Origin of the sequence: Delftia sp. WSY_16 (assembly GCF_043104415.1) — a bacterium.
Taxonomy (GTDB): domain Bacteria; phylum Pseudomonadota; class Gammaproteobacteria; order Burkholderiales; family Burkholderiaceae_C; genus Comamonas; species Comamonas tsuruhatensis.
This window is the reverse complement of sequence record NZ_JBICKS010000019.1, coordinates 390404-403198: the sequence shown is the minus strand read 5'-3', so window position 1 is coordinate 403198 and position 12795 is coordinate 390404. Positions and strand designations below refer to the sequence as shown.

At 68.7% G+C, this 12795-nt stretch carries 11 protein-coding genes; 9 read left to right on the top strand and 2 right to left on the bottom strand.

The window, feature by feature from the left end:
* The first annotated feature begins 38 nt into the window (after positions 1-38).
* The 8 genes from ACF8O7_RS11265 (at position 39) to pbpC (ending at position 8573) form a co-directional block, all read left to right on the top strand.
* Positions 39-1106 carry an ABC transporter ATP-binding protein gene (locus ACF8O7_RS11265; protein WP_392443371.1) on the top strand — a complete coding sequence of 356 codons (1068 nt, stop codon included), beginning with the start codon at positions 39-41 and terminating at the stop codon, positions 1104-1106.
* Between the two features lie 91 nt (positions 1107-1197).
* Positions 1198-2493, top strand: a complete 1296-nt coding sequence (locus ACF8O7_RS11260; RefSeq protein ID WP_392443369.1) for an ABC transporter substrate-binding protein — start codon at positions 1198-1200, stop codon at positions 2491-2493.
* Between the two features lie 21 nt (positions 2494-2514).
* Positions 2515-3411 carry a carbohydrate ABC transporter permease gene (locus tag ACF8O7_RS11255; RefSeq protein WP_392443367.1) on the top strand — a complete coding sequence of 299 codons (897 nt, stop codon included), beginning with the start codon at positions 2515-2517 and terminating at the stop codon, positions 3409-3411.
* Complete coding sequence (locus ACF8O7_RS11250; RefSeq protein WP_209672076.1) at positions 3408-4256, top strand: carbohydrate ABC transporter permease; 849 nt, start codon at positions 3408-3410, stop codon at positions 4254-4256. Before ACF8O7_RS11255 ends, ACF8O7_RS11250 begins: the two co-directional genes overlap by 4 nt.
* 48 nt (positions 4257-4304) lie before the next feature.
* A complete protein-coding gene (locus ACF8O7_RS11245) occupies positions 4305-4694 on the top strand; it encodes a glyoxalase/bleomycin resistance/dioxygenase family protein (RefSeq protein WP_016447842.1) in 390 nt (129 codons plus the stop codon).
* Positions 4691-5560 carry an endonuclease/exonuclease/phosphatase family protein gene (locus ACF8O7_RS11240; RefSeq protein WP_392443365.1) on the top strand — a complete coding sequence of 290 codons (870 nt, stop codon included), beginning with the start codon at positions 4691-4693 and terminating at the stop codon, positions 5558-5560. Before ACF8O7_RS11245 ends, ACF8O7_RS11240 begins: the two co-directional genes overlap by 4 nt.
* Before the next feature lie 94 nt (positions 5561-5654).
* Positions 5655-6215, top strand: a complete 561-nt coding sequence (locus ACF8O7_RS11235) for an HdeD family acid-resistance protein (protein WP_012207099.1) — start codon at positions 5655-5657, stop codon at positions 6213-6215.
* Between the two features lie 33 nt (positions 6216-6248).
* Positions 6249-8573 carry a penicillin-binding protein 1C gene (gene pbpC, locus ACF8O7_RS11230; RefSeq protein WP_126310848.1) on the top strand — a complete coding sequence of 775 codons (2325 nt, stop codon included), beginning with the start codon at positions 6249-6251 and terminating at the stop codon, positions 8571-8573.
* Positions 8574-8611: 38 nt separating this feature from the next.
* On the opposite strand, the gene ACF8O7_RS11225 is transcribed toward pbpC, so the two are convergent.
* Both ACF8O7_RS11225 and ACF8O7_RS11220 read right to left on the bottom strand, forming a co-directional pair.
* The gene (locus ACF8O7_RS11225; protein WP_275824370.1) at positions 8612-9577 is read right to left on the bottom strand and encodes a bifunctional helix-turn-helix transcriptional regulator/GNAT family N-acetyltransferase; all 966 of its coding nucleotides are present in this window, start codon (positions 9575-9577) and stop codon (positions 8612-8614) included.
* Positions 9578-9732: 155 nt separating this feature from the next.
* Positions 9733-11391 carry an L-lactate permease gene (locus ACF8O7_RS11220; protein WP_392443361.1) on the bottom strand — a complete coding sequence of 553 codons (1659 nt, stop codon included), beginning with the start codon at positions 11389-11391 and terminating at the stop codon, positions 9733-9735.
* 219 nt (positions 11392-11610) lie between these two features.
* Between ACF8O7_RS11220 and ACF8O7_RS11215 the strand changes: the two genes are divergently transcribed.
* Positions 11611-12786, top strand: coding sequence for an alpha-hydroxy acid oxidase (locus tag ACF8O7_RS11215; protein ID WP_016447837.1), 1176 nt, complete (start codon positions 11611-11613; stop codon positions 12784-12786).
* Positions 12787-12795 lie beyond the last annotated feature (9 nt).

Sequence of the window (12795 nt, the reverse complement as noted above, 5' to 3'; positions counted from 1 at the left end):
GACACGGGCCTGTCACACAGCCTTCCTAGACTGGCGTGATGTCCTTGATCGAGATGGAAGGTGTCGCCAAGTCCTGGGGCGGCACCACGGCACTGCAGGCGCTGGATCTGCGCATTGAACCCGGATCCTTTTGCGTGCTGCTCGGTCCCTCGGGCTGCGGCAAGTCCACCACGCTGCGCATCATCGCGGGCCTGGAAAGCGCCACCTCGGGCCGTGTGCGCATCGATGGGCAGGACGTCACCCAACTGCCGCCCGCACGGCGCGGCATTGCCATGGTGTTCCAGAACTACGCGCTGTTCCCGCACCTGACGGTGGCGCAGAACATCGGCTTCGGCCTGTCCGTGCGCAAGGTCCCGGCGGCCGAGGCGCGCCGGCGCATCGACGAGGCCGCTGCGCTGCTGGGCCTGGACGCGCTGCTGGCGCGCCGGCCCGGCCAGCTGTCGGGCGGCCAGCAGCAGCGCGTGGCGCTGGGCCGCGCCCTGGTGGCCCGCGCCCGGGTCTGCCTGATGGATGAGCCGCTGTCCAACCTCGACGCCCAGCTGCGCCAGGAAATGCGCACCGAGCTGCGCGAGCTGCAGCGGCGCCTGGGCCTGACCGTGGTCTATGTCACGCACGACCAGGCCGAGGCCATGGGCATGGCCGACCAGGTGGTGCTGCTCAGCCAGGGGCGCGTGGAGCAGTGCGCCGCGCCCCAGGAGATCTACCGCCGGCCCGCCACCACCTTTGCCGCGCGCTTCATCGGCACGCCGGCCATGAACATCGCGCGCCTCGACGGCCTGCACATCGCGGGCAGCCATGCCAGCGCCGCGCCCGCCGGCCTGCAGCAGCCGGCCCAGGCGCGCTGGCTGGGCGTCAGGCCCGAGGACATGCGCCTGTCGCTCCATGGCGATGTCGGCAGCGGCCCCGTGGTGGCCGCCGACATCGAAAGCCTCGAATACCTGGGCGCCGACCTGGTGCTGCGCTGCCGCGTGGGCAGCGAGCAACTGATGGTGCGCACCGCTGGCAGCCAGCTCGGCGGCCTGCAGCCGGGCCAGCTCGTGGGCCTGCGCTGGGCGCGCGAGGCCACGCATTTCTTTGACGAAAAGGGGCGGCGCTGCACGGCCTGATGCCGTGGCACCGCTTCTATCTTCCTCCGCAGTTCCACCGTTTCAGCCGTTCCGGCTTTCGCATCCGAAGCACCTTCCAGGAGAGTCCGCCATGCAACGCCATGCCTTCCTCAAAACCCTCGCAGCCGCTGCCGCCCTGGCCGCCACGGGCCTGCTGAACACCGCCAGCGCGCAGACGCCGCTGGAGGTGCCGTTCTACTACCCCGTGGCCGTGGGCGGCCCCATCACCAAGGTGATCGACGGCTATGCGGCCGAGTTCAACAAGGCCCATCCGCAGTATCGGATCACGCCCGTCTATGCGGGCACCTACCAGGAGACCATCGTCAAGGCGCTGACGGCCCACAAGTCGGGCAAGCCGCCGGCCAGCTCGGTGCTGCTGTCCACCGACATGTTCACGCTGATCGACGAGGACGCCATCGCCCCCATCGACGACTTCGTGAAGACCGATGCCGACCGGGCCTGGCTCAAGGGCTTCTACCCGGCCTTCATGGCCAACAGCCAGGCGGGCGGCAAGACCTGGGGCGTGCCCTTCCAGCGTTCCACCGTGGTCATGTACTACAACAAGGAAGCCTTCAAGGAAGCCGGCCTGGACCCGAGCAAGGCGCCGCAGAACTGGAAGGAACTCAAGGAAGCCGCCCACAGGCTGACGAAGAAGGACGCCGGCGGCAAGGTCTTGCAGTACGGCATACAGATCCCGTCCACGGGCTTTGCCTACTGGATGCTGCAGACCCTGACCACGCCCAATGACGTGCTGCTGGCCAACGAGGCCGGCACCCAGGTCACGCTGGACAGCCCCAAGGTAGTGGAGGCGCTGGACTTCTGGGTGGGCCTGGTCAAGGAGGGCGTGCACCCGGCCGGCGTGGTGGAATGGGGCACGACGCCCAAGGACTTCATGGAAAGGAAGGCCGCCATCATCGTCACCACCACGGGCAACCTGACCAATATCCGCGCCAATGCCAAATTCGACTTCGGCGTGGGCCAGATCGCAGGCAATGTGCGCAAGGGCTCGCCCACGGGCGGCGGCAATTTCTACCTGTTCAAGAAGGCGCCCCGGGAACAGCAGGAGGCGGCCTTCCAGTTCATGAAGTGGGTCACCCAGCCCTCGCTGGCCGCGCAGTGGAGCATGGACAGCGGCTACGTGGCCGTCTCGCCCGCCGCCTATGACACGCCCGCGCTCAAGAAGTACGGCCAGGACTTCCCGCAGGCCCTGGTGGCGCGCGACCAGCTGCCCGTATCGGTGGCCGAGTTCTCCACGCATGAGAACCAGCGCGTGACCAAGGTGCTCAACGACGCCGTGCAGGCCGCCCTCAACGGCAGCAAGACCTCGGCCCAGGCCCTGCAGGATGCGCAAAAGGAAGCAGACCGCATCCTGCGCCGCTACAAGTGATGGCGCAGTGCCGCTGACCGCATGAGCTCCGCTCCCGCCTCCCTTGTCCGCGGCCGCCAGGCCGTCCATGCCTGGCTGATGCTGCTGCCGGCGCTGGTGCTGCTGGTGGCCTTCACGCACTGGCCGGCCGTGGCCACGCTGATCGACAGCCTGCATGCCACGCCGCGCGGCGGCCAGCCGGGGCCTTGGGTGGGGCTGGAGAACTACGCCGTGATGGCCGACGACCCGGTGTTCTGGCAGGCCGTGCGCAACAACCTGTGGTTTGCGGCGGCCACGATTCCGCTGTCCATGGCACTGGCGCTGGCCATGGCGCTGTGGGTCAACGAGAGGCTGGCCGGCCGCGCCTTCGTGCGCATGGCGTATTTCACGCCCACGGTGCTGCCCATGATTGCCGTGGCCAATATCTGGCTGTTCTTCTACACGCCGCAGTACGGGCTGCTGGAGCAGCTGCGCGGCGCACTGGGCCTTCCCGCGCACAACTGGTTGGGCGACCCGTCCACTGCGCTGGCCTGCGTGACCGTGGTGGCGGTGTGGAAGGAGGCGGGCTTTTTCATGATCTTCTACCTGGCCGCGCTGCAGACCCTCAACCCCAGCCTCAAGGAGGCGGCGGCCATCGAGGAGGCCTCCCGCTGGTACTTCCTGCGCCGCGTGCAGTGGCCGTTGCTGATGCCGACCACGCTGTTCGTGCTGGTCAATGCGGTGATCAACGCCTTCCGCCTGGTGGACCATCTCTTCATCCTCACGCGCGGCGGGCCGGACAACGCCTCCACGCTGCTGCTCTACCACCTGTACGAAGTGGGCTTCAAGTTCTGGGACACGGGCTATGCGGCGGCCATCACCGTGGTGCTGGTCGTGGTGCTGGCGGCCGTGGCGCTGCTGCAGTTCTTCGTGCTCGACAAGAAGGTGCACTACCAATGAGCGCCGCACCCGTTGCCCCGCGCCATGCGCCGCCCGCGCTGTACGGCGCCACCTGGCTGGATACGCTGGCCGCCTGGCTGCTGGCCCTGCTGTGGATACTGCCGCTGGCCTATGCGTTCTGGACGGCCTTCCATCCGCCCGAATACTCGGCACGCTTCGACCTGGCCGCGCCCTGGACGCTGGAGAACTTTCGCCGTGCCTGGCAGGCCGCGCCCTTTACGCGCTATTTCCTGAACACGGCCGTGCTGGTGGCCATGATCCTGGCGGCCCAGCTGGTGCTGGGCACGCTGGCCGCCTATGCCTTTGCACGCTACCGCTTTCGCGGCCAGGGCCTGGCCTTTGCGCTGGTGCTGGTGCAGCTGATGATCATGCCGGACATCCTGCTGGTGGCGAACTACCAGACCGTGTCGCGACTGGGCGCCGTCGATACGCTGCTGGGCATAGGCCTGCCGTACTTCGCATCGGCCTTTGCGATCTTTTTGCTGCGCCAGACCTTCCTGGGCATTCCCCGGGAACTGGACGAGGCCGCGCGGGTGGAGGGTGCCAGCACCCTGCAGATCCTGTGGCGCGTCTACGTGCCGCTGGCGCGGCCCGTGTACCTGGCGTTTGCGCTGGTGTCGGTGAGCTTTCACTGGAACAACTTCCTGTGGCCGCTGATCATCACCAACAGCGTGCAGGCGCGCCCGCTCACTGTGGGCCTGCAGGTGTTCTCCAGCGTGGAGTCTGGCGTGGAGTGGGCCACCATCACGGCCGCCACGCTGATGAGTTCGGGCCCGCTGCTGGTGGCCTTCGTGCTGTTCCAGCGCCAGTTCGTGCAGAGCTTCATGCGTGCGGGGATCAAGTGAGGGCGGTGCTAAAGTTCCTTGTCCCAGCCTTTCACCCCGAGGTCCACCATGTCCGGTCCCGCATCCGCAGGTCTGTTCATCTACGCCAAGCAGCCCGACAGGCTGGCGCTGTTCTACATGGAGGTGCTGGCCATGCGCATGCTGCACCACACGAGCGAGCTCATGGTGCTGCAGTCGCCGGACCTGCAACTGGTGCTGCACGCCATTCCCGAGGCGATTGCGCGGCACATCACCATCACCGAGCCACCCCAGCCGCGCGAGAACGTGGCCATCAAGTTCTTTGCCACCGTGAAAAGCTTTGCGGCCGTGCGCCCCCTGGTCATCGCCCATGGCGGCCAGCTGTGGGAGCAGTCCTGGCTGGGCCCGGGCTTTCGCGTCTGCAACGCCATGGACCCCGAAGGCAACCTGTTCCAGCTGCGCGAGCCGCTGTCCGCATGATGCAGATCCTCACCTGGAACACCCAATGGTGCCTGGGCCTGGACGGCCGCATGGATCCGGAGCGCATCGTGGCGCATGCGCTGTCCATGGCCGATATCGACGTGCTGTGCCTGCAGGAAATCGCCGTCCACTATCCGGGCCTGCAGGGCGCGCCCGGCGACCAGGTGGAGCAGGTGCGCGCGGCCCTGCCCGAAGGCTGGAAGGTCTTCTTCGGCGCGGCCGTGGACGAATTCACGGCCGTGGGCCGGCAGCGCTTCGGCAACCTGGTGGCCACGCGCCTGCCTGCTCTGCGGGTGGCCCATCACCGCCTGCCGTATCCGCACGATGGCGGCGTGCGCAGCATGCCGCGCTGCTGCACGGCAGTGACCGTGATGGATGCCGCACTGGGCCCCGTGCGCGTGATGAGCACCCACCTCGAATATTTCTCGCGCCGCCAGCGCATGGCCCAGGCGCTGGCGCTGCGTTCCCTGCAGATCGAGGCCCTGGGCCAGGCCGAGGCGCCGCCCCAGCCAGCCAGCGACGGCTCGCCCCAGCAGACCAAGCCGCACACGCCGCATGCCGTGCTCTGCGGCGACTTCAACTTCGAGCCGCACGAGGATGAATACGCCGGCCTGTCCGCCCCCTGGGCGGCCGGCGAGCAGGGCGCCCTGAGCGCCGGCCAGTGGCACAACAGCTGGAGCGTGCTGCACCCGGACCAGCCCCAGCCGCCCACCTTCCGGTTATTCGACCGCCAGTGGGGCCCCGAGCCCGGCGCCTGCGATTTCGCCTGGGTCAGCGACAGCCTGCGCGGCCATGTGCGCGGCTGGGCCGTGGACAGCGACACAAGGCTCTCCGACCACCAGCCCGTGCTGCTGCAACTGGATTGATCCATGTCAGGGTCCGCCGCCAAGCCGGCCTTGGCCTACAGACAGTGCCGCAGGCCTGCTCCAAGGTCATGGGGACTGTTTTGAAGGAGCATCCATGAGCCCCAATCCGCTGTCCACGATTCTTCACCGCACCTGGTGGGTGCTGCTGCTGCGCGGCCTGGTCGCCATCGCCTTCGGCGTGCTGACCTGGGCGCAGCCGGCGGTATCGCTGGCGGCGCTGGTGCTGACCTTCGGTGCCTTCACCTTCGTCGATGGCCTGCTGGGCGTGTATTCGGCCATCCAGGGGCGCGACCAGATGCGCCATTGGTGGGTGCTGCTGCTGTGGGGCCTGGCCGGCGTGGTGGTGGGCGTGCTCACCGTGGTCGCGCCCGGCGTCACGGCCCTGGTGATGACGCTGTACATCGGCGCCTGGGCCCTGGTCACGGGCCTGCTGCAGATCGTGGCGGCCGTGCGGCTGCGCAAGGAGATCACGGGCGAGTGGCTGCTGATCCTGGGCGGCGTGCTGTCCGTGCTGTTCGGCGCCTTCGTGCTGGCCCAGCCGGGCGCGGGCATGATGGCCATGCTCTGGGTGCTGGCCACGTATGCGGTGGTCTTCGGCGTGCTCATGGTGCTGCTGTCCTTCAAGCTCAAGAAGGGCATACGCCATTCTTCCTGAGCCGCTGGCCCAAAGGCGGACAATGCCGGCTCCATGATCGAATCCCGGCGACCTTCCCCCTTCATGCGTCTTCCCCGCGCGGCCCTGGCGGCCGCGCTGCTGTTCGCGGCGGCCGGTGCCGCCCAGGCGCTGCCCAGCTTTTCCGAAGTCCGCGAAGGCCACCGCTCCTCCGAGACCGAACTGCTCTCGCGCGAGGGCGAGGTGCTGCAGCGCCAGCGCACAGACGCCAGCGTGCGCCGTGGCGACTGGGTGGCCCTGGCCGACATCTCTCCCGCGCTGCGCACGGCCCTGGTGCTCAGCGAGGACAAGCGCTTCTACGAGCACAGCGGCGTGGACTGGGCGGCCGTGTCCGCCGCCGCCTGGGGCAACCTCTGGAACCAGCGCACGCGCGGCGCCAGCACCATCACCATGCAGTTGGCGGGCCTGCTGGACGGCGACTGGCGCCAGGGCCCGGGCGGGCGCAGCGTGGTGCAGAAACTGGGCCAGACCGTGTCGGCCCAGGTGCTGGACCGGCGCTGGCGCAAGGACCAGATCCTGGAGGCCTACCTGAACCTGGTGCCCTTCCGGGGCGAGATCGTGGGCATCGATGCGCTGTCGCGCACCCTGTTCGGCAAGGCCGCGCACGGGCTGGACGCACGTGAGGCCGCCATTGCCGCCGCCCTGGTGCGCGCGCCCAACGCCTCGCCCGAGCGCGTGGGCCGGCGCGCCTGCGGCGTGCTGCAGTCGCTGGCGCCCGAGGATGCGGCGGCGCGCGACTGCACGGCCATGGAACTGCTCACCGCCAGCGTGCTGCTGCGCCGGCAATGGGCGGCCAGCGAAGGCCAGGCCCCCCACCTGGCGCGCCGCCTGCTGGCCGAGCCGCAGTCCAAAGGCCAGGCCCGCGTGCGCTCCACGCTGAGCGCGCCCGTGCAGCGTTTTGCCGTGCAAAGCCTGCAGCAGCAACTGCGCGAGCTGCAGGGCCGCAACGTGGAGGACGGCGCCATCGTCGTGCTGGACAACGCCACGGGCGAGGTGCTGGCCTGGGTGGGCTCGTCGGGCGAATTGAGCCAGGCGGCCGAGGTGGATGGTGTCACGGCCATGCGCCAGCCCGGCTCCACCCTCAAGCCCTTTCTCTATGCCCAGGCGATTGCCGAGCGGCGGCTGACGGCGGCCTCGCTGATCGAGGATTCATCGGCCCACATTCCCACGCAGAACGGGCTCTACATCCCGCAGAACTACGACCGGCGCTTCAAGGGCTGGGTCTCGGCGCGCACGGCGCTGGCGTCGTCGCTCAACGTGCCGGCCGTGCGCACCCTGGTCATGGTCACGCCCGATGCCTTCTTCTCGCAACTGCAGCGCCTGGGCCTGCCGCTGCGCGAAAGCGGCGGCTACCACGGCTTCAGCCTGGCGCTGGGCAGTGCCGAGGTGCCGCTGCTGCAGCTCACCAACGCCTACCGCGCCCTGGCCAACGGCGGGCAGCTGACGCCCGTGCGCTGGGCGGCGCAGCCCACGGGCGAGGGGTCCGCAGCGCAAAAGCCGGCTGCGCCCGTGCAGGCCATCGACGCACGCGCGGCCTTCATCGTGGGCGACATCCTGTCCGATCCCATGGCGCGCGCGCCCACCTTCGGCACCGACAGCGTGCTGGCCACGCGCTTCTGGACGGCCGTCAAGACCGGCACCAGCAAGGACATGCGCGACAACTGGGCCGTGGGCTGGTCGCAGCGCTACACCGTGGGCGTGTGGGTGGGCAATGCGCGCGGCGAGGCCATGCACTCGGTCAGCGGCACCAGCGGCGCGGCACCTGTCTGGGCCGCCGTGATGGGCTTCCTGCATGCCCGCACACCCAGCCGCGCGCCCAAGGCGCCGGCGGGCGTGCTGCAGCAGGCCGTGCGCTTCGGCCCCGATGCGTCGGGCCTGCCGCTGGAGAGCGCGCGCAGCGAATGGTTCGTGGCAGGCACGCAGCAGAGCCTGTTCGCCATGGCGGGCAGCGGCCTGCCTGCCGCATCCGCATCAACACGCGGGACTTCGGCCGCCTCGCCCGTGCGCATTGCGCGCCCGGCCAACGGCACCATCCTCGCGCTGGACCCCGACATTCCGCCAGACCGCCAGCGCGTGCAGCTGTCGGCCCGCCCGGCTGGCACGGCCGCCACGCAGGAATGGCAGGACGCGAGCCTGCGCTGGCGCATGGTCAGCGCCGCCCCGCCCGGCGCGGCCGAGCCGCCGCCCAAGGAGATCGGCCGGGGTGCTGCCGCCGCCTGGATGCCCTGGCCCGGCCGCCACCGGCTGGAACTGGTCGATGCCAAGGGGCAGGTGCTGGACAGCGTGCAGGTGGAGGTGCGCGGCGCCGGCGTGGTGGCTTCGCGCGCGGGCGGGCGCTGAACGCCGCAGTGCGGCCCCAGGGCAGCCTCAGGGCAGCATCAGGGCCGAGCCCGCACGAAGCGCTGCTCGGTCACGGTCTCGCCCCATTGCTGGCCCGGCCATTCCTCGGCCAGGGTGAAGCCTGACGATTCGTAGAGCCGGCGTGCCGCATCCAGGCCGCTGAACGTCCACAGCTGGGTGGCCTCGAAGGCCTGCTGGTCGCAGAACGCCAGGGCCTGCTGCAGCAGCTGGCGCCCCGTGCCGGCGCCGCGCAGGCCGTCGTCCAGGATGAACCAGCGCAGGTGCGCCTGACGGTCCTCGGGGTGCTTGGCCAGGTCTTCGCCATCGATGGCCACGGAGCCCACGACGCGGTCGCCGTCCAGCGCCGTCCACAGCTGGTTGCAGGGTTTGTCCAGCCGGCTAGCGAACTCGGCCAGGCCGCTGGCCACGCGGCTTTCGAAGAAGACGCCGAAACCTGCGTGGCGTGCATAGAAGCGCGCATGCATTTCCACGATGCGGCCGATGCAGCCGGGCCGGTATCCGGGCAGGACCTGTATCTGCGCGGGTGCGGGCAGGGGCTCCTCCTGCCGATGCGCCTGCAGTGCCTGGGCGTAGAGGGCCAGGCCGCGCGAGACCGTCTGTTGTTGCGGCGGCTGCATGCGGTCCAGCGCGGCCGTCACCTGCTGGCGCCCGAAGGCCTCGATGGCGGCCAGCGTGCGCCGGCCCTTGGCGGTGAGGGCCAGCCGCTTGACGCGGCCGTCCTCGCCATCGGCGGTTTCCTTCAGCTCGCCGGCCTCCACCAGCTTGCGCACCATGCGGCTGACGCTGGATTTCTCCAGCCCCAGCGCCTGGGCCAGCTGCGAGGCCGCCATGGACCCCTGCGCGCCGATCTCCAGGATGGCGTGCACGGCCGAGGGCGGATAGTCCGTGGCCGCCAGCGTGGCCTGCATGAAGCCCAGCTCGCGCACCATCTGGCGCGAGGCGGCGCGGATGTCGTCCACCAGGGAAAGATCGTGCTGCGGCATGGGTGCTCCTTGGGGCCGTGCAGGGTTTGAATATGGTTGCATGGTACAACCATAAATGCCGCTGCGCATCTGTTGATGCAGCGATGCGTACCCCAGGCGCAAAAAAGCCGCCCGGCGCATGCGGGCGGCTGGGGCCTGACGCAGATGCGCAAGGCTCAATTGACCATCAGGCGGAACGGCCAGACATAGGCCTGCAGCGTCACGAAGATGCCCATCAGGCAGGCCAGGGCGACGGAGTGGAAGAACACGTAGCGCAGGATGTCGCCCTCGTGGTTGAACCAGCGCGTGGCCGTGGAGGCGACGACGATGGACTGCGCATCGATCATCTTGCCCATCACGCCACCCGAGCTGTTGGCCGCGCCCATGAGGTTGGGCGACAGGCCGAGCTGCTCGGCCGCCACCTTCTGCATGCCGCCGAACAGCACGTTCGATGCCGTGTCCGAACCCGTGAGCGCCACGCCCAGCCAGCCCATCAGCGTGCCGAAGAAGGGGTAGAACACGCCGGTGTTGGCGAAGGCCAGGCCCAGCGTGGTGTCGGTGCCCGAGTAGCGCGTCAGCGTGCCCAGCGCCAGCATCAGCACGATGGTGATGAGCGAATAACGCACCAGCCAGAGGGTGCGCACGAACTGGCTGACCAGTTGCACGGGGTTGTACTTCATGACCAGGCCGCCCACGATGGCCGACAGCAGGATGCCCGTGCCCGTGGCCGACAGCAGGTTCAGCGTGTAGATGGCGCCTTCCTTGGTGGGCTGGCGCACCACGGGCGGCACCTTCTCGACCATGTTGTGCAGGCCTTCCATGGGAAAGGCCGGTGCGAACAGGCCATTGAGCGCCGCCTTGACCGAGGGCAGGCCCCAGATGAAGACGAAGACCGTGAGGATGGCCCAGGGCGTCCAGGCGCGGATCACGTCGGCGCGCGGGTGCTGGGTCACGGCGCGGGGCGCCTGGGCCTCGCCGCCGTTGCTCTCATGGCCCTTGAGCGAGGTCGAGCGCCAGATGGTCCTGGGCTGCCATATGCGCAGGAAGCCGACCGTGCAGACCATGGAGACGATGGCCGCGATGATGTCCACCAGCTCGGGTCCGATGAAGTTGGACACCAGGTACTGCGGAATGGCGAAGGACACGCCGGTCACCAGGATGATGGGCCAGATCTCCATCATGGCCTTGCGCCCTGCAAAGGCCCAGATCAGCCAGAACGGCACCAGCACCGAGAAGAACGGCAGCTGGCGGCCGACCATGGCCGTGACCTCCATCAGGTCGTAGCCATGGACCTTGGCCAGCGTGATCACCGGCGTGCCCAGCGCGCCGAAGGCCACGGGCGCGGTATTGGCGATCAGCGACAGGCCCGAGGCGGCCAGCGGCGAAAAGCCCAGGCCGATGAGGATGGCCGCCGTCACGGCCACGGGCGTGCCGAAGCCGGCCGCGCCCTCGAAGAAGGCGCCGAAGGCGAAGGCGATCAGCAGCAGTTGGATGCGCCTGTCCTCGGTGATGCCGGCAATGGAGTCCTGCAGGATCTTGAAGCTGCCGTTCTTCTCGGTCAGCTGGTGCAGGAAGATGATGTTCAGAACGATCCAGCCGATGGGCAGCAGCCCCGTGAAGCCGCCGAACAGCGCCGCGCGCCCGGCCATGCCGGCCGGCATGTTGTAGACGAAGACCGCGATCACCAGCGCGGCAACCAGCCCGGCGCCGGCCGCCAGATGGGCCTTCATGTGCAAAAAGCCCAGTCCCACCAGCATGACCACGACCGGAATGGCCGCAAGCAGTGTGGACAGCCACATGTTGGAAAGAGGGTCGTAGACCTGTTGCCAAACCATAGGAGCTTCTCCTGAAGAGTTTTTAGGATGTTGTGCGGGGCGGATCGTTACTCCCATGGCGGTTTGGCGCACTAGCGTTAGCCCTGGGTTGGGCTGCGAGAGAGAAAATTTCAATCGGCGCACAAATCACTTCAAACCCGAACGGGTGGCCGGAGCCCGCGCACGGCACTACCATGCTCGGCAGTCCCGCGGCATGCGGGTTCCAGAAAGCCAGAAAACGTGTCCACCGACCTTTCCAAAATCACCTGCATCGAAGACCTGCGCGTCGTGGCCCAGCGCCGCGTGCCGCGCATGTTCTATGACTACGCCGATTCGGGTTCCTACACCCAGGGCACCTACCGCGCCAACGAGGACGACTTCCACCGGATCAAGCTGCGCCAGCGCGTGGCCGTGAACATGGAGGGGCGCAGCACGCGCACCACCATGATCGGCGAGCAGGTCGCCATGCCCGTGGCCATCGCGCCCACGGGCCTGACCGGCATGCAGCATGCCGACGGCGAGATCCTGGGCGCGCGCGCGGCCAAGGCCTTCGGCATTCCGTTCACGCTGTCCACCATGAGCATCTGCTCCATCGAGGACATTGCCGAGCACACGGGCCGCCATCCGTTCTGGTTCCAGCTCTATGTGATGCGCGACCGCCGGTTCATGGAGCGCCTGATCGAGCGTGCCCGTGCCGCCAACTGCTCGGCCCTGGTGCTGACGCTGGACCTGCAGATCCTGGGCCAGCGCCACAAGGACATCAAGAACGGCCTGTCCACGCCACCGAAGCCCACGCTGCGCAACCTGGCCAACCTGGCGACCAAGCCGCACTGGTGCCTGGGCATGCTGGGCACCAAGCGCCGCACCTTCGGCAACATCGTCGGACATGTGGATGGCGTGGCCGACATGAGTTCGCTGTCGTCGTGGACCGCCAGCCAGTTCGATCCCAGCCTGAACTGGGGCGACGTGGAGCGCATCAAGAAGCTCTGGGGCGGCAAGCTCATCCTCAAGGGCATCATGGACGCCGAGGACGCGCGCCTGGCGGCCGACAGCGGCGCCGACGCGCTCGTCGTCAGCAACCACGGCGGGCGCCAGCTCGACGGCGCACCCTCGTCCATCGAGGCGCTGCCGGGCATTGCCGAGGCGGCGGGCAAGGACATCGAGGTCTGGATGGACGGCGGCATCCGCAGCGGGCAGGACGTGCTCAAGGCGCGTGCCCTGGGCGCCCAGGGCACCATGATCGGCCGCAGCTTCCTCTACGGCCTGGGTGCCTACGGCGAGCATGGCGTGACGCGCGCCCTGCAGATCATCCAGAAGGAGCTGGAGACCACCATGGCCTTCTGCGGCCACACGCAGATCGATACCGTGGACCGCAGCATCCTGCTGCCCGGAACCTATCCGGGCGCCGTGCGCTGAACCGGCAAA

Bases quoted from the DNA above. Each gene is read 5' to 3' on its own strand.
- ACF8O7_RS11250 (WP_209672076.1), top strand. From the start codon at position 3,408: ATGAGCGCCGCACCCGTTGCCCCGCGCCATGCGCCGCCCGCGCTGTAC.
- ACF8O7_RS11245 (WP_016447842.1), top strand. From the start codon at position 4,305: ATGTCCGGTCCCGCATCCGCAGGTCTGTTCATCTACGCCAAGCAGCCC.
- pbpC (WP_126310848.1), top strand. From the start codon at position 6,249: ATGATCGAATCCCGGCGACCTTCCCCCTTCATGCGTCTTCCCCGCGCG.
- ACF8O7_RS11240 (WP_392443365.1), top strand. From the start codon at position 4,691: ATGATGCAGATCCTCACCTGGAACACCCAATGGTGCCTGGGCCTGGAC.
- ACF8O7_RS11255 (WP_392443367.1), top strand. From the start codon at position 2,515: ATGAGCTCCGCTCCCGCCTCCCTTGTCCGCGGCCGCCAGGCCGTCCAT.
- ACF8O7_RS11220 (WP_392443361.1), bottom strand. From the start codon at position 11,391: ATGGTTTGGCAACAGGTCTACGACCCTCTTTCCAACATGTGGCTGTCC.
- ACF8O7_RS11225 (WP_275824370.1), bottom strand. From the start codon at position 9,577: ATGCCGCAGCACGATCTTTCCCTGGTGGACGACATCCGCGCCGCCTCG.
- ACF8O7_RS11265 (WP_392443371.1), top strand. From the start codon at position 39: ATGTCCTTGATCGAGATGGAAGGTGTCGCCAAGTCCTGGGGCGGCACC.
- ACF8O7_RS11260 (WP_392443369.1), top strand. From the start codon at position 1,198: ATGCAACGCCATGCCTTCCTCAAAACCCTCGCAGCCGCTGCCGCCCTG.
- ACF8O7_RS11235 (WP_012207099.1), top strand. From the start codon at position 5,655: ATGAGCCCCAATCCGCTGTCCACGATTCTTCACCGCACCTGGTGGGTG.